Origin of the sequence: Promicromonospora sp. NPDC023805 (assembly GCF_040639635.1) — a bacterium.
Lineage (GTDB): Bacteria > Actinomycetota > Actinomycetes > Actinomycetales > Cellulomonadaceae > Promicromonospora.
Genome location: NZ_JBFAAH010000037.1, coordinates 1 through 14,801, shown reverse-complemented (window position 1 = coordinate 14,801; position 14,801 = coordinate 1). Strand labels below are relative to the sequence as shown.

Here is a 14,801-nt window from a genome sequence, read left to right as displayed (position 1 = left end):
CTAACAACTTGCGGGCAGCGGGATAATGGTCCTGATGCCTCAAACAGCCGATAGTTCGAATCGATCCGATCCGTCGTCCGAGCGCAGCACCTTCGCCTCGATCCGTCGTCTCCACCCCTACGTCCGCACCGCCCTGCCCCGCCTGGTCGGCGGGCTGGTCGCGTCGCTCGGCGCCAGCCTCATGGCGCTCGCCATCCCTGCCGTGCTCCGGTGGGTCACCGACGGCCCGCTCACCGAGGGCGTCCGTGAGCACGACTGGTCCGGCCTGGCCTGGTCCGTCGTCCTCATCGCCGTGCTCGGCGTGGGCGAGGCCGGCCTCATCCTGCTGCGCCGCACCCTGGTCATGTTCCCGGGGACGCGTGTCGAGGCCGGGATGCGGATGGCCCTGTTCACGCACCTGCAGGACCTGCCCATCGCGTTCCACGACCGCTGGCCCGGCGGACAGCTGCTGAGCCGCATCATGGGCGACCTCGGCCTGCTCCGCCGCTGGCTCGTGTTCGGCATCCTGCAGCTCGTGGTCAGCGTCGTGACCATCATCGTGGGGGTCGCCCTGCTCGTCGCCACGGGCGGCTGGCTCGGCATCATCTTCCTGTGCGGGTCCATCCCTGTGACCATCCTGGCCTTCCGGTTCTCCAGCAGGTACCGCAAGATCTCGCGGCTCTCCCAGGACCAGTCCGGCGACCTCGCCACCACCGTCGAGGAGTCCGTGCACGGCATCCGCGTGCTCAAGGCGTTCGGCCGCGGGCCGGACGCGCTGGACCAGTTCACCGACCAGGCGGAGGGGCTGCGCGAGACCGAGATCCGCAAGGCCACCACCGACGCGGGGCTGACCACCGCCCTGCGCACCATCCCGGAGGTCACGCAGGCAGTGGCGCTCGTGGTGGGCGCCTACCTGGTGGCCCAGGGCGACATGACGCTCGGCGCCCTGGTCGCGTTCTTCGCCACGGCCCAGGTCATCAACGGCCCCGTCGTCGACCTCGGCATGACCCTGTCGATGACGCTCAACGCGCGCACCGCCGTCGACCGGTTCTTCGAGGTCATGGAGACCGTGAACCCGCTGACCGACCCGGCGACGCCCGCCGACCTCCCAGCGGTCACCCCAGGGGCTGCCGGGCAGGCCGGCGGCCACGTCGCCTTCCGCGACGTCACCTTCCGGTACGACGACGCCGTCCGCCCCGTGCTCGACCACGTCGACCTGGAGCTGCCGCCCGGCACCACCACCGCCCTGGTCGGGCTGACCGGATCCGGCAAGTCGACGCTAGCGATGCTCCCGCCCCGGCTCTTCGACGTGACCGACGGCGTGGTCGAGGTCGACGGCGTCGACGTCCGCGACCTGACGCGCGCCCAGGTGCGCGAGCGGGTCGCCGTCGCCTTCGAGGACCCCACGCTGTTCTCCGCGTCCGTGCGGGACAACGTGCTGCTCGGCGTCTCCGACACCCTCCCTGAGGCCGAACGCGAGGCGCTCCTGACCCAGGCCCTCGAGGTGGCGCAGGCGCAGTTCGTCGCCGAGCTGCCCGACGGCGTCGACACGCGCATCGGCGAGGAGGGCCTGTCGCTCTCCGGGGGCCAGCGGCAGCGCCTCGCGCTGGCCCGCGCCATCGCGGCCCGGCCGCCGGTGCTCGTGCTCGACGACCCGCTCTCCGCGCTCGACGTCACCACCGAGGAGGCGGTCACGGCCCGCCTCCGGGACGTGCTCGACAGCACGACGACGCTCGTCATCGCGCACCGGCCGTCGACCGTCGCGCTCGCGGACCGGGTGGCCGTGCTGCAGGACGGCCGGATCACCGCCGTCGGGACGCACCACGACCTGCTCGCGAGCGACGCGCACTACCGCTACATCATCTCGAGCCTCGAGACCGACTACGAGGCGAATGATCCGCACTGTCCTGCCCCGGGCAGCTCCGAACCGCACAGCGCAGACCAGCAGAGCCAGGAGGCGCTGTCATGACCGCCACCACCGAGCCGACCACCACCCGCCGTCGGCCCACCGACGCCGCGGCGGACGACGAGACCAGCCTCAACAAGGAGGCCTCGCGCAGCGTCCGGCGCCGGTCGATGCGCCTGCTGGGCGACCTGCTGCGCCCGCACAGGAAGGCCCTGGCCTGGGCGGCGGTGCTCGTCGTCGCGTCCAGCCTCGGCCAGGTCGCCGGGCCGTGGCTCGTGTCCGTCGCGATCGACCAGGCCATACCCGCCCTGCGGGACGGGTCGGTCACGCCGCTGGTCCTCAGCGGCGCCGGCTACCTCGCCGCCGCGATCCTCGGCGGGGTCGCCGCCGGTGCCTACGTGCGGGCCGCCGCACGCATCGCCCAGGCGGTGCTGCTCGACCTGCGCCGCCGCGTGTTCCGCCAGACCCAGCGCCTGTCGCTGGAGTTCCACGAGTCGTACACGTCGGGCCGGATCATCTCCCGGCAGACCTCCGACCTGGAGGCGCTGCGCGAGCTGCTCGACGGCGGCCTCACCGGCGTCGTCTCCTCGGTGCTCCTCATGCTGTTCACGTTCGTGGGCCTGCTGCTCATCGACTGGCGGTCCGGGCTGGTGCTCGCCGTCGCGTTCGTCCCCGCCTGGCTGCTCACCCGCTGGTTCCAGCGCATGTCGCAGCGGTTCTACCGGGAGCAGCGGACGGCGTCGGCCCGGCTCATCGTGAAGTTCGTCGAGACGATGACGGGCATGCGTGCCGTGCAGGCGTTCCGCCGCGAGCCGACCACCGAGGCCGAGTACCGCAAGTTCGGCGAGGACTACCGGGACGCGAACCTGCTGATCTTCGGCGTCAACGGCCGGTTCCAGCCGGGCCTCATCCTGATCGGCAACCTGACCGTCGTCGCGGCCCTCGCGGTGGGTGGCTGGCGGGTCCTGGACGGCACGCTGGCGGTGGGTGCGCTGGCGGCAGTGCTGCTCTACTGCAAGCGGTTCTTCCAGCCGGTGCAGCAGCTCGGCATGTTCTACAACTCGTTCCAGTCGGCCACGGCGGCGCTCGAGAAGGTCTCGGGCCTGCTGTCCGAGGAGCCCACCGTCACCGAGCCGGTGCACCCGACGCCGCTGCCGCTCGCGGACGGCGGGCGGGCTCGCGGCGAGCTGCGGCTGGACCACGTGCGGTTCCAGTACGGCGACGGTCCCGTGGTGCTGCCCGACCTGGACCTCACGATCCCCGCCGGGCAGACCGTCGCGGTGGTCGGGACCACCGGCGCCGGCAAGTCGACGGTCGCCAAGCTGGTGACCAGGTTCTACGACGCGTCCCAGGGCGCGGTACGCCTGGACGGCGTCGACGTGCGCGACCTGGCCTCGGCCGACCTGCGCCGCGCCGTCGTCATGGTCACCCAGGAGGCGTACCTGTTCAGCGGGTCGGTGCGGGAGAACATCGCGCTCGGACGGCCCGACGCCACCCAGGAGGAGATAGAGGCCGCCGCCCGGGCGGTGGGCGCGCACGAGTTCGTGCTCGACATGCCCGACGGGTACGACACCGACGTGAACAAGCGCGGCGGGCGGGTCTCGGCCGGTCAGCGGCAGCTGCTGTCGTTCGCCCGGGCGTTCCTGGCCGACCCGGCGGTGCTCGTGCTCGACGAGGCGACGTCGTCGCTCGACATGCCTGGCGAGCGGCTCGTGCAGCGTGGGTTGCAGACGCTGCTCGCGGACCGGACGGCGATCATCATCGCGCACCGGCTCTCCACGGTGGCGATCGCCGACCGGGTGCTGGTGATGGAGCACGGGCGGATCGTCGAGGACGGCACTCCGGCCGAGCTCGTCGCCGGCGACGGCCGGTACGCCCGGCTGCACGAGGCGTGGCGGGACTCGCTGGTCTGAGCTTGTCGTGTCGGCACTCTCTTCGAGGCCTAAGTTGCTCCGCTCTGAGACGTTTCAGCGCGAAGTAACTTAGACCTCGAAGGGGGTCAGCCCGTGGTCAGCCCGTGGACGATCGCTTCGAGCGCGCGGTCTAGTTCCGTGTCGGTGACGCCGCCGAAGCCGAGCACGAGCCCGGTCAGGCGGGCGCTGCGGCAGTAGTCGGCGAGGAGCGGGACGTCGAAGCCGGCGGCGCGGGCAGCGGCCCGCGCCGCCTCGGCCGGCTCGGGCTCAGTGAGCCAGGTCGAGTACATCCCCGCGAGCGGGCCGGCGAGCTCGGCGTACGGTGCCATGGCGGCCGCCACGCGCGGCGCCCGGTCCGCGTAGACCCGGCGGGCCGTGCGCACCACCTTGTCGGCCCAGCCTTCGCGCAGCAGGGTGAACATGGCGCGCTGGGTGGGCCAGGGCGGGGTGTCGTGGGTGACCGTGCGGCGTCGGACCAGGCGTTCGTGGATCTCCGGCGGCGCGACGAGCCAGCCCAGCCGCAGGCTCGGGCTCACCGACTTCGAGGCGGTGCCCAGGTAGGCGACGCGCGACCGGTCGAGGGCCGCGAGGGCGGGCACGGGGGCGACGTCGTACCGGAACTCCGAGTCGTAGTCGTCCTCGACGACCACCGCGTCCGCCTCCCGGGCCGCCGCCAACAGGGTGAGCCGGTCCGCGGCGGGCATGACCCGGCCCAGCGGGTGCTGGTGTGCCGGCGTGACGTAGGCGGCGGCGCAGCCGGCCAGGTCCGTGACGGGCTCGAGGCCGGGGTGATCCACGACGCCGCGTCCGGCCGACCGGACCGTCTCGGCGGCGGCGCGGTAACCGGGGTCCTCGACGAGGACGTCCCCTGGGCCCAGTGCACCGAGGAGCTGCCGGAGACCGTCCGTCGAGCCCGCGGTGACCAGGATCTCGTCTGGCCGCACCGTCACGCCGCGGGTGCGGGCGAGCCGCTCGGCGAGCGCTTCGCGGAGGTCGGGGAGCCCGCGTGGGTCGGGATAGCCCCGCGGCGGGACCACGGCGGACACCTCGCGCCAGGCCCGCCGCCAGCCCGCGAGGTGTCTGGGGTCGATCCAGGGCGTCCCGGCGTCGAGGCGGATGAGCTGCGGCTCGCGGACGGCCGGCTGCGGCCGGGTTCGGGTCCGGGTCGGGGGAGCGGAGGTGTGTGGCGGTGCCTGTGCATGTGCGCGTGCGGGTGCGTGTGCTGTGCGCGCGGCTGGGGGAAGCGCACCGCCCGACGCCACGAACGTGCCCGACCCGCGGCGCGTCTCCACCCACGCCTCGGCCAGGAGCTGGTCGTACGCCTGCTCGACGACGGCGCGCGCCACACCCAGGTCGGCCGCCAGGGCGCGGCTGGAGGGCAGCCGGTCGCCCGCGGTGAGCGTGCCGCCGGTCACGAGCTCGCGGACGGCGCCCGCGAGCTGTGCGGGAAGCGGCTCGGGGCGGGCGCGGTCGAGACGAACGGGGAGCACGAGATCTTCTCCGGTTGGGCTGGAGCTGGGGCGAGGACCGAGCAAGTGGCTTGTTTGAATCGCTGCGAACTGGCCCGTGTCCACCAGCCACTTCCGGGCCAGGCTAGCGGTATGACGACGCAGCAGCTCTCCCCGACCCCACGCACCACTCCGACCCGCGGCCGCAACCGCCAGGTCGAGGACCGGCGTCAGCTCATGGCGCTGCTCTCGGACGCGCTCGTGGCGCACCTGGGCGTCGTCGCCGGAGGGCATCCGGTGGTGCTCCCGACGGCGTTCGCCGTGGATGCCTCCGGGCCCGACGACGGTGGTTCGCTCTACCTGCACGGCTCCGTCGCCGCCGGCTGGCTCGCCCCGGCCCTGGAGCAGGACGTCTGCGTGACCGTGACGGAGCTGGACGGCCTCGTCCTGGCGCGGACCGGCTTCCACCACTCGATGAACTACCGCTCGGCGGTCGTGATCGGGCGACCCCGTCGGGTGACCGACCCGGAGGAACGGCGCCGGGCGCTGGACCTCGTCGTCGACCACATGATGCCCGGGCGGGCAGCGACCCTGCCGCCCGCGACGCGCAAGGAGCTCGCGGCGACGGCGGTCATCGCGCTGCCGTTGGCCGAGGCCTCGATGAAGCAGCGCACGGGCGGCGCCACGCTCGAGCCGGGCGACCTGGACCTGAGCGGCTGGGCCGGGCTCGTCCCCGTGCGCCGCGTCGCGTCGGCGCCCGTGACCGAGGACTACGTGTCCGACCCGGTCCCGGACCTGGTCCTGCGTCGCGCGGCGGAGCTCGGCCGGGGCTGACGCCGGGCCTCTGGCCCCCGGCCTCCTTCTTTGAGGCCTAAGTTCCTCCGCTCTGAACCGATTCAGAGCGGAGGAACTTAGGCCTCGAAGGAGAGGGCCGCCACCATCACGGGCAGCGCTGCTAGCATCCCGATCGTGACTCCCACACGTTCCGTCCTGCCGCCCCCGGTCGTCTGACCGGAGCGGCACTACGACCGGCCCCCGCGGGCCGGTGCTGGGGCGTGCTCCACGACGATTCCCTGCCCACGGAATTCCCTCGGAACGGGCCGGGCCCCGCGGGGACCGGCCAGGAGCACACATGTCATCCACTCGTATCGGGCTGCTCTTCGTATGCCTCGCCGGAATTCTCTGGGGCACCGGCGGCCTCGCACTTGAGATCCTGCGCGACCACTCGCCGATGTCGGTCCTCACGGTCAGCGCCTACCGCATGCTCATCGCGGCCGTCGCGCTGCTCGTGGCCTCGTTCGCCCGGTGCAGAGGCTCGCACCTCGTGGCGCTCGTGCGGGCGCGCCCGGTCCGCGCCGTCGTCGTCGGCCTGGGTACTGGCGCCTATCAGGCGCTGTACTTCGGGTCGGTGGCCACGGCCGGGGTCACCGTCGCGACCGTGGTCAGCCTGGGGCTGGCACCGGTCCTCCTCGCGGTCGTCGACCTCGTCCGGGCCCGGCGCCGGACGGCGACCAGGAGCACCGTCCGGCTGACGCTCGTCGTGAGCTCCGCGCTGTCCGGCCTCGTGCTGGTGAGCATGGCGTCGGGTATGGCGTCGGGTATGGCGTCGGGTGCAGCGTCGGGCGCGAACGCCGTCGGCCCCCAGCCTGTGCTCGGCCTGCTGCTGGCGATCGCCTCAGGTTCCGTCTATGCGGCGACGACGGCGCTCGGCAGCACCCTGCTGGCGTCCGGCGACGTGGACCCGCTCGCCCTGACGACGGTCGCGACGACGGCGGGCGCCGTCGGCCTCGTCCCCGTGGTGCTGGCGGGCGGCGGCCCGTTCGTCACGAGCGATCCGACGGCGCTCGGCACGCTCGCGTATCTCGGGATCTTCACGATGGCGCTGGCCTACGGCCTCTTCTACGCCGGGCTGCGCACCACCCGCAGCGGAGCGGCGGTCGTCGCGACGCTGCTGGAGCCGGTGACGGCTGCGGTCGCGGCCGCGGTCCTGCTGGGGGAGCGGCTCGGGCTCCTGGGGATCGTCGGGTCGGTGCTGATCCTGGCCGCCGTGGCGGGTCTGGAGGACTAGCGCCTCAGGCGTACGACCAGCGTCCGTCCTGGTGCGGCCCCGGCCGGGCCGGGACGGACGTGTGGTCGATGGCGGCCATCTGGCCGGTGTTGTACTGGTCGGCGATGTACTGGCTGAACTGCCCGGAGTCGGCGGTGTGGGAGTTGTCCACGTAGTCGTACCCGCCGTTCCCGCCCGGGGCGACGTAGCCCCCGGTGTAGTCCAGCTCCGAACCCGCGGCGTACTGGGGCTCCACGTACTCCGGGTCCGGTGCGGCCTGGTACACGGGGTAGGCGCCGGTGGTCACCTGCTGCGCCGCGGGCTGCCACCGGTCGGTCCGGGGGTTGGGCGCGTCGAACGTGGGCGCTGCTGCGGCGAACCGCTGGGCGGGTACGGCGTGGACCGCGGCCGCTCGCTGCGCGGCCGCGTGCTGGGCCGACTGGGCTTCCGCCGCGCGCTGCGCCGCCGCCTGCTGAGCGGCCGCCTGCCGTGCCGCGGACTGCCGGGCCACCGCTTCTCGTGCCACTGCCGCGCGGGCCGCGGCCTCGCGCGCGGCGGCCTCTCTGGCCGCCTCGTCCCGTGCGGCGGCCTGCGCCGCGGCTGCCTGGGCAGCCGCCTGCTGCGCCGCGTACCGCTGGGCGGCGAAGAGGGCGGACGCGCCGGCGTCGGGCTGCACGCCGTTCAGCTCACCGTGGATGCGGCCGGCGAGGTTCGCGGCGATGGCGAAGCGCAGCGGCGCCAGGGAGCTCACGGACATGGTGCCCGTCACCGCCGGGGGCGGCAGGAACGCGAAGACCTCGTCCTCGCCCAGCCGCAGCCCTTGTGCGAGGGCCGCGTTCAACGTCTCCTCGAGGAGGTACTCGGCGCGGCCGTCGCTGCCCTGGAGCTCGGCGAACATGCCCTCCATGGAGTCCCAGCGGCGTTCGAGCGTGCCTTCCACGGTGTCGAGGAACCACCAGCCGTCGGTGGACTCGAGGAACATGTCGCCGAAGCAGGACGCGAAGCGCGGGGTCTTGTCACCGGTACCGATCCACGACCAGGACGACAGCGCGAACTCATAGGCGTCAGGTGCGAATTCTCGGATCAGGTGCACCTTGCGCATGTTGCCATGCTCACACTCGGAGCAAAAGAGGCGTACTGGACACATAACGATTCGTCTCGGGTGAATTACACAAGTGTTTTCCTCCCGGAAACACGTGGCGGGTGGACACGGGGCGCCGTTACGGTCTCGCCATGGCGAGCGAGACGAGCGGCGACGGGCGAGACGACGGGCAGCACGGCGGTCGGACCGGTCGGTATGCGACCGATCAGAACGCGGTCGACACCCGGGTCCAGGAGTACTACTCCGGGCGGACCGGCTGGGACGAGCACGCCCGGCTGACGGTCGGCTCGGCGCAGGGCCGGGTTGAGCACACGAGGACCCAGGAGCTGATCCGGCAGCATCTCGCGCCCGGCGCGCGGGTGCTCGACGTCGGCGGCGCCACCGGGGTGCACGCCGCACCGCTGGCGGACGACGGCTACGACGTCCTGCTGGTCGACCCGGTCGCCGCCCAGGTCGCCCGCGCCGCGCAGCACGGCACGTTTGAGGCGCGCGTCGGCGACGCCAGGGACCTGGGCGGACCGGGTCTGGACCTCGCGGACGACGAGTTCGACGCGGTGCTCCTCCTCGGCCCGCTCTACCACCTCGCGAGCCGCGCGGACCGGCTGCTCGCCCTGCGCGAGGCCGTGCGCGTGACCCGGCCGGGCGGCACAGTGGTCGCGGCCGCGATCACGCGGCTCGCGGCGCTGGTCGGCGGCGGCTACGAGTTCTTCCCGCCCACTGCCTGGCAGGCGATCCTCGAGCACGGCCACGCCCCCGACGACATCGGGTTCCCCGCCGCCCACTTCCACGACGCAGCGGAGCTCGCCGCGGAGGCCGTCGAGGCAGGGCTGTCCGACGTCGTCGTGCACGGTATCGAGGGCGCCGCCGGCGGGGCGCTGGAACGGGTGCGGCTCGACGCCCCCGAGGCACCCCAGCTGATCGACGCCGCGCTCACGCTCGCCCGCGTGCTGTCGACGACGCCCGGGGTCACCGACATGAGCCAGCACATCCTGGCGATCGGTATTGTCGCCCCATGAGCACTCCCCAGCCCGACGCCGAGAGCAGCGCCGTCCCGCGGACCGAACCGCCGATCGTCGGCGACGAGCTGACGATCCTGCGGTCGTTCATCGACTTCTACCGCGCCACGATCCGCCGCCAGTGCGAGGGCCTGACGGTGGAGCAGCTGCGTACGCCGCACCCGCCGTCGACCATGACGCTCGCGGGGATGCTCAAGCACCTGGCGTACGTCGAGGACATCTGGTTCAACGTGCGGCTGGCCGGCAACGAGCCGGCCCCGCCCTGGGACACGGTGGACTGGGCGGCCGACTCCGACTGGGACTGGCACAGCGCCCTCGACGACACGCCCGAGCAGCTCACCGCCCTGTTCGACGACGCCGTCGCGGCCTCCGAGCGGATCCTCGACGAGGTGCTGGGCGAGGATCAGCCGACCGGCGCGGGCGTCCTGGACCGGACCACCGTGCGGCCCGGGCGCGACGGGCACATCTCCCTGCGCTGGATCCTCGTGCACATGGTGGAGGAGTACTCCCGGCACGCGGGGCACGCCGACCTGCTGCGCGAGGCCCTGGACGGCGCGACGGACCTCTGACCGCGCGGCGCAAACGACTCAGCGCGGACGGCTCAGAGCAGGAGCCACGCGTAGTCGGCGGCCTCGAGCACTATCCAGAACCTGAAGAACCGGCCGACCAGGCCGGTGCTGATGAACAGCCACAGCCGCACGCGCAGCACGCCCGCGACCACCGACATGACCATGAACGGCGGGAGGCCTGCGAACGCGGAGGCGAGCAGCACCAGGCCCATGTAGACGGGGCGCCCGTCGGTGCGGTCGCGCCAGCGGGTCATCGCGGCGGCGGCCTTCGGGGACTCGAGCTTGCGGCGCAGCCACGGCAGACGCGTCGTCCCGGCGCCGGCCCAGTACCAGAGCAGCTTGCCGGTGATCTGTCCGACCGCGGCCACGGCCGCCAGCAGCACGCTCGGGTAGGTGTCGTTGGTCGCGGCCACCGCCAGGTACGCCTCGAGCGCCATGAATGCCGCCACGGCGGAGCCCGCGGAGTAGAAGAAGGTGGACAGCAGGAGCATCGGGCCTGGTCCGTCCTCAGCTAGCCGCGTGCGGGAAGGTGGCTGGAGCCACAGCCGTGGTCACAGAGGGACGTTAGCGCCTGCCGCGACGAGCTGCCGAATCAGGGCCGCGGCGGGCGGCGCGGGCGGCCCGACGGTCAGCGCCATGACCCGGCGGACGGCGCCCGGCAGGGGAGCGTTCGCGATCCCGGGGTTCCGGTGGGCGCGGAGCGTGAGCCCCGGCAGCAGGCTCACGCCTGCCCCTGCGGCCACCAGGGCCTGGACCGCCACGTAGTCGTCGGTCTCGAACGCGATGCGCGGGGCGAACCCCACGGCGGCGCAGCGGGCCACCATGTCGGCGCGACACCGTTCGCAGCCGGCGATCCACTCCGCGTCGTCGAGCAGCTTCAGGTCGGGCACGAACCCGGGCACGGGGGCCGCGTCGAGGTCGACCGCCGTCACGAGGTGGACCGGGTCGTCGAGGATGGTCGTCGACTCGTAGCGCGACAGGTCCTCCATGGAGCGGGCATGGCGCACGTCGGTGTGCTCGAACACCAGCGCGACGTCGACGGCGCCCGACTGCAGGGCGGCGACGGCGTCCGGCGGCTCGTGCTCCACCAGGCCGACGGAGAGGCCCGGATGCTCCTGCTGGAGCCGGGCGACGGCGTCGGGCACCACGGTGGCCAGCGCGGAGGGGAACGCGGCGAGCCGGGCGCGGCCCGCGCGCAGCCCGGCGAGCGCGTCGAGCTCGCGGCGCGCGCCCTCGACGCGGCCCAGGATCTCCTCGGCGCGGGTAGCGAGCAGGCGGCCGGCCTCGGTGAGGCGGACGCCGCGGCCGTGGCGCTGGAGCAGCGGGATCCCCGCGTCGGCCTCCAGGCGGGACAGGTGGTGACTCACCGACGGCTGCGCGTAGTGCAGCTCCTTCGCTGCCGCCGTGACGGAGCCGGTACGGGCCACCGCCGCGAGGACACGCAGCCGGGTCAGGTCGAGCTCTGCGGTCATGACCCCAGGCTAACCCAGAAAGATAGGTGTTATCGATCGAAAGTCTTCGTAACAGGTATTGGACCTATGGGTCATGCGCGGGTCACGCTGGAACCATGACGCTCGCGACCCTCCCGCCCCGGCTCTCGGCACCGGCCCCGCCGACCATCGCCGACGTCCTCGCCGCGCAGGCCCGCCTGGAGGGCATCGTCGTCCGCACCCCCGTGGGGCAGTACGCGGAGCTCGACCGGGCCACCGACGCCGCCATAGTCGTCAAGCACGAGAACCAGCAACGCACCGGAGCCTTCAAGGCCCGCGGCGCCAGCAACCTCCTGCTCTCCATGCCCGACGCCGAACGCGCCCGCGGCGTCGTCGCCTACTCCACCGGCAACCACGCCCAGGGCGTCGCCTACGCCGCCCGCCTCACCGGCACCGCCTGCACCATCGTCATGCCAGACGACCCCAACCCGGTCAAGCTCCGGGCAGTCCTCGACCTCGGCGCCGACGTGCTGCTGCACGGCGCCACCTTCGACGACGCCCGCGCCCAGGCCACCGCCCTCGCCGAGAGCTCCGGCGCCCGCCTCGTCGGCGCGGCCAACGAACCCGGCATCATCGCCGGCGTCGGCACCCTCTACCTCGAGCTGTTCCAGCAGGCACCCGGCCTCGACGTCCTCGTCGTACCCGTCGGAGGCGGGTCCGGCGCCGCCGCCGCGAGCCTGGTCGCCGCCGCCGTCGCCCCCGGCACCGCCGTCATCGGCGTCCAGTCCGCCGCGTCACCAGCGGCCCACGACTCCTGGCACGCCGGAGCACTCGTCGAGCGCGCCAACACGACCCGCGCCGAAGGCCTCGCCGTCGGCTGCGGGTTCGAGGTCACCCAGGCCCTGATGCGCCGGCACCTCACCGACTTCGTGCTCGTCACCGACGACCAGATCACCGCCGCCCAGCACCTGTACCTCACCGGCGCGCACACCGTCGCCGAGGGCGCGGGCGCCGCGGCGCTCGCGGCGGTCCTCGCCGATCCGGACCGCTTCGCGGGCCGCAACGTCGGTGTCGTGTGCACGGGCGGGAACGCCAGCGGGGACGAGCTGCGGCGGGCCCTGTCCGTCCTTTGAGGGCGGTCGCTGAGCACGTTGCCGGAACAGGTTGCCGGAGCGCTGCGCGGTGCCCTGGGCCCGACTAGGCTCGGCGGCATGGCCCGCTACTTCGACGTCCACCCCGTCGACCCCCAGCCGCGCAGCATCGCGCAGGTCGTCGCCATGCTGCGCGACGACGCCCTGGTCGCCTACCCGACCGACTCCTCGTACGCGCTGGGCTGCCGCATGGACTACCACGACGGCGCGGACCGCATCCGCAGCATCCGCAAGCTCGACGACAAGCACCACTTCACGCTGGTGTGCTCGGACTTCGCGCAGCTGGGGCAGCTCGTGAAGCTCGACAACTCGGCGTTCCGCGCGATCAAGTCGGCCACGCCGGGGCCGTACACGTTCATCCTCCCGGCCACCGCCGAGGTCCCGCGCCGGCTCGCCCACCCCAAGAAGAAGACGGTGGGCGTGCGCATCCCCGACTCCGCCGTCACGCAGGCGCTGCTGCGCGAGCTGGGGGAGCCGCTGCTCTCGTCCACGCTGATCCTGCCGGACCAGGCCGAGCCGATGACGGACGGCTGGACCATCAAGGAAGAGCTCGACCACCTGCTGGACGCCGTGGTCGACGGCGGGGACGCCGGGACCGAGCCGACCACCGTCGTCGACTGGTCCGACGGGTTCCCCGACGTCGTGCGCGTGGGTGCCGGGGACCCGTCCCGCTTCGAATAACCTGTGCCCATGACGGACCTCACCGGGCTCGAGCAGGCCCGTACCAAGATGACCGAGGCAGGCGTGGCGCCCGCCGCCATCGAGACGTTCACGCGGTTCTACCACCTGCTCCAGGCGGGTGAGACGGGCCTGATCCGCGAGGACGACATCGATCCGCTGGTCGACATCCCGAACCGTGCCGACCTCACGATCGGCGCCGACGACGCCTCCGCGGCCCTGGCGCAGACCGCGATGCTCAAGCTCAACGGCGGGCTCGGCACCTCCATGGGCATGGACCAGGCCAAGTCGTTGCTGCCGGTCCGGGTCTCGCCCGGCGCGGCCGACGGCGAGACCGAGCTGCTCACCTTCCTCGACATCATCGTCGGCCAGGTCCGGGCGGCGCGGCAGGCCACGGGGGCCCGCCTCCCGCTGCTGTTCATGAACTCGTTCCGCACCCGCGACGACACCATCGCCGCGCTGGAGCGCTACTCCGACATCGCCGTGGACGGCCTGCCCGTCGACTTCCTGCAGAACCGCGAGCCCAAGCTGCTGGCCGACGGCCTCACCCCGGTCACCTGGGAGAAGGACCCCGACCTCGAGTGGTGCCCGCCCGGGCACGGCGACCTCTACCCGGCGCTGCACGCCTCCGGCGTTGTCGTCGCGCTGCTGGAGGCGGGGTTCCGGTACATGTGCGTCTCCAACTCCGACAACCTCGGCGCCACGCCGGACGCGACCATCGCCGGCTGGTTCGCTGCCTCGGGCGCCCCGTACGCCGCCGAGCTCTGCCGCAAGACGGCCGCCGACGTCAAGGGCGGCCAGCTCGTCGTCCGCAAGGCCGACGGCCGCATCGTCCAGCGTGAGACCGCGCAGACCCACCCCGACGACGCCGCCGCGTTCCTGGACGCCACCCGTCACCCGTTCTTCCACACCAACAACCTCTGGTTCAACCTCGAGGCGCTGGCCGCCGAGCTCGAGCGGACCTCGGGGGTGCTGGAGCTCCCCCTGATCCGCAACGACAAGACCGTCGACCCGTCGGACTCGTCGTCGCCCAAGGTCGTGCAGATCGAGTCCGCGATGGGTGCGGCGGTCGCCGTCTTCGAGGGCGCGACGGCGATCGAGGTCGAGCGGTCGCGGTTCCTGCCGGTCAAGACGACCAACGACCTGCTGGTGCTGCGTTCGGACGTCTACGACCTGACGCCCGACTACCGGCTCGAGGCACAGGCCCTCGCGCCGCTTGTGGACCTCGACAAGGAGCACTACAAGCTCATCGACGGCTTCACCGAACGGTTCGCCGCGGGCGCGCCGTCGCTGCGCGCCGCCGACTCCCTGACGGTCCGCGGCGACTGGACCTTCGGGTCCGGCGTGCGGGTACAGGGCAAGGCGCAGCTCACGGGCGACGGCGGCACGGTGCCCGACGGCGCGACGGTGGGCCCGGAAGGGTTCTGAGCGCGAGGGGGTCCGTGTGGTCGGTAGAACGTCAGGTGGTCGGCACCTCGGTGTGCCGACCACCAGTACTTTTAACGAACACGCCACCCACCAACCGCCCCCGATACAACAGCGCGACGATGGCGGGGCCCCGC

General features: G+C 72.9%; 13 protein-coding genes. 9 read left to right on the top strand and 4 right to left on the bottom strand.

Annotation, left to right across the window (positions count from 1 at the left end):
- Positions 1–34: 34 nt before the first annotated feature.
- Complete coding sequence (locus tag AB0F70_RS25225) at positions 35–1,948, top strand: ABC transporter ATP-binding protein (protein ID WP_357455238.1); 1,914 nt, start codon at positions 35–37, stop codon at positions 1,946–1,948.
- Positions 1,945–3,798 (top strand): ABC transporter ATP-binding protein, encoded by a 1,854-nt coding sequence (locus AB0F70_RS25220; protein WP_357455235.1) that lies wholly within the window; start codon positions 1,945–1,947, stop codon positions 3,796–3,798. The genes AB0F70_RS25225 and AB0F70_RS25220 overlap by 4 nt, the downstream gene beginning before the upstream one ends.
- An 86-nt stretch (positions 3,799–3,884) precedes the next feature.
- On the opposite strand, the gene AB0F70_RS25215 is transcribed toward AB0F70_RS25220, so the two are convergent.
- Complete coding sequence (locus AB0F70_RS25215; RefSeq protein WP_357455232.1) at positions 3,885–5,288, bottom strand: PLP-dependent aminotransferase family protein; 1,404 nt, start codon at positions 5,286–5,288, stop codon at positions 3,885–3,887.
- Positions 5,289–5,399: 111 nt separating this feature from the next.
- On the opposite strand from AB0F70_RS25215, the gene AB0F70_RS25210 reads away from it, so the two are divergent.
- Together AB0F70_RS25210 and AB0F70_RS25205 are read left to right on the top strand one after the other, a co-directional pair.
- A complete protein-coding gene (locus AB0F70_RS25210; protein WP_357455229.1) occupies positions 5,400–6,080 on the top strand; it encodes a pyridoxamine 5'-phosphate oxidase family protein in 681 nt (226 codons plus the stop codon).
- 298 nt (positions 6,081–6,378) lie between these two features.
- A complete protein-coding gene (locus tag AB0F70_RS25205; RefSeq protein WP_357455225.1) occupies positions 6,379–7,314 on the top strand; it encodes a DMT family transporter in 936 nt (311 codons plus the stop codon).
- 4 nt (positions 7,315–7,318) lie between these two features.
- On the opposite strand, the gene AB0F70_RS25200 is transcribed toward AB0F70_RS25205, so the two are convergent.
- On the bottom strand, positions 7,319–8,395 hold the full coding sequence (locus AB0F70_RS25200) for a hypothetical protein (RefSeq protein WP_357455222.1): 1,077 nt from the start codon (positions 8,393–8,395) through the stop codon (positions 7,319–7,321).
- Positions 8,396–8,526: 131 nt separating this feature from the next.
- Here AB0F70_RS25200 and AB0F70_RS25195 point away from each other — a divergent pair, with 131 nt between their 5' ends.
- Both AB0F70_RS25195 and AB0F70_RS25190 read left to right on the top strand, forming a co-directional pair.
- Positions 8,527–9,411, top strand: coding sequence for a class I SAM-dependent methyltransferase (locus AB0F70_RS25195; RefSeq protein ID WP_357455219.1), 885 nt, complete (start codon positions 8,527–8,529; stop codon positions 9,409–9,411).
- Positions 9,408–9,980 carry a DinB family protein gene (locus AB0F70_RS25190; RefSeq protein ID WP_357455216.1) on the top strand — a complete coding sequence of 191 codons (573 nt, stop codon included), beginning with the start codon at positions 9,408–9,410 and terminating at the stop codon, positions 9,978–9,980. The genes AB0F70_RS25195 and AB0F70_RS25190 overlap by 4 nt, the downstream gene beginning before the upstream one ends.
- A 32-nt stretch (positions 9,981–10,012) precedes the next feature.
- Here AB0F70_RS25190 and AB0F70_RS25185 read toward each other — a convergent pair whose 3' ends face one another.
- Both AB0F70_RS25185 and AB0F70_RS25180 read right to left on the bottom strand, forming a co-directional pair.
- On the bottom strand, positions 10,013–10,471 hold the full coding sequence (locus AB0F70_RS25185) for a hypothetical protein (protein ID WP_357455213.1): 459 nt from the start codon (positions 10,469–10,471) through the stop codon (positions 10,013–10,015).
- Between the two features lie 60 nt (positions 10,472–10,531).
- On the bottom strand, positions 10,532–11,452 hold the full coding sequence (locus AB0F70_RS25180) for a LysR family transcriptional regulator (protein ID WP_357455210.1): 921 nt from the start codon (positions 11,450–11,452) through the stop codon (positions 10,532–10,534).
- Positions 11,453–11,547: 95 nt separating this feature from the next.
- Here AB0F70_RS25180 and AB0F70_RS25175 point away from each other — a divergent pair, with 95 nt between their 5' ends.
- The 3 genes from AB0F70_RS25175 (at position 11,548) to AB0F70_RS25165 (ending at position 14,667) form a co-directional block, all read left to right on the top strand.
- Positions 11,548–12,543, top strand: coding sequence for a pyridoxal-phosphate dependent enzyme (locus tag AB0F70_RS25175; RefSeq protein ID WP_357455207.1), 996 nt, complete (start codon positions 11,548–11,550; stop codon positions 12,541–12,543).
- 78 nt (positions 12,544–12,621) lie between these two features.
- On the top strand, positions 12,622–13,242 hold the full coding sequence (locus AB0F70_RS25170; RefSeq protein ID WP_357455204.1) for an L-threonylcarbamoyladenylate synthase: 621 nt from the start codon (positions 12,622–12,624) through the stop codon (positions 13,240–13,242).
- A 9-nt stretch (positions 13,243–13,251) separates the two neighbouring features.
- Positions 13,252–14,667, top strand: coding sequence for a UTP--glucose-1-phosphate uridylyltransferase (locus AB0F70_RS25165; RefSeq protein ID WP_357455201.1), 1,416 nt, complete (start codon positions 13,252–13,254; stop codon positions 14,665–14,667).
- Positions 14,668–14,801 lie beyond the last annotated feature (134 nt).

Coding starts and splice junctions, on each gene's coding strand:
- AB0F70_RS25225 (WP_357455238.1), top strand. CDS start 35: ATGCCTCAAACAGCCGATAGTTCGAATCGATCCGATCCGTCGTCCGAG.
- AB0F70_RS25220 (WP_357455235.1), top strand. CDS start 1,945: ATGACCGCCACCACCGAGCCGACCACCACCCGCCGTCGGCCCACCGAC.
- AB0F70_RS25210 (WP_357455229.1), top strand. CDS start 5,400: ATGACGACGCAGCAGCTCTCCCCGACCCCACGCACCACTCCGACCCGC.
- AB0F70_RS25205 (WP_357455225.1), top strand. CDS start 6,379: ATGTCATCCACTCGTATCGGGCTGCTCTTCGTATGCCTCGCCGGAATT.
- AB0F70_RS25200 (WP_357455222.1), bottom strand. CDS start 8,395: ATGCGCAAGGTGCACCTGATCCGAGAATTCGCACCTGACGCCTATGAG.
- AB0F70_RS25195 (WP_357455219.1), top strand. CDS start 8,527: ATGGCGAGCGAGACGAGCGGCGACGGGCGAGACGACGGGCAGCACGGC.
- AB0F70_RS25190 (WP_357455216.1), top strand. CDS start 9,408: ATGAGCACTCCCCAGCCCGACGCCGAGAGCAGCGCCGTCCCGCGGACC.
- AB0F70_RS25185 (WP_357455213.1), bottom strand. CDS start 10,471: ATGCTCCTGCTGTCCACCTTCTTCTACTCCGCGGGCTCCGCCGTGGCG.
- AB0F70_RS25180 (WP_357455210.1), bottom strand. CDS start 11,452: ATGACCGCAGAGCTCGACCTGACCCGGCTGCGTGTCCTCGCGGCGGTG.
- AB0F70_RS25175 (WP_357455207.1), top strand. CDS start 11,548: ATGACGCTCGCGACCCTCCCGCCCCGGCTCTCGGCACCGGCCCCGCCG.
- AB0F70_RS25170 (WP_357455204.1), top strand. CDS start 12,622: ATGGCCCGCTACTTCGACGTCCACCCCGTCGACCCCCAGCCGCGCAGC.
- AB0F70_RS25165 (WP_357455201.1), top strand. CDS start 13,252: ATGACGGACCTCACCGGGCTCGAGCAGGCCCGTACCAAGATGACCGAG.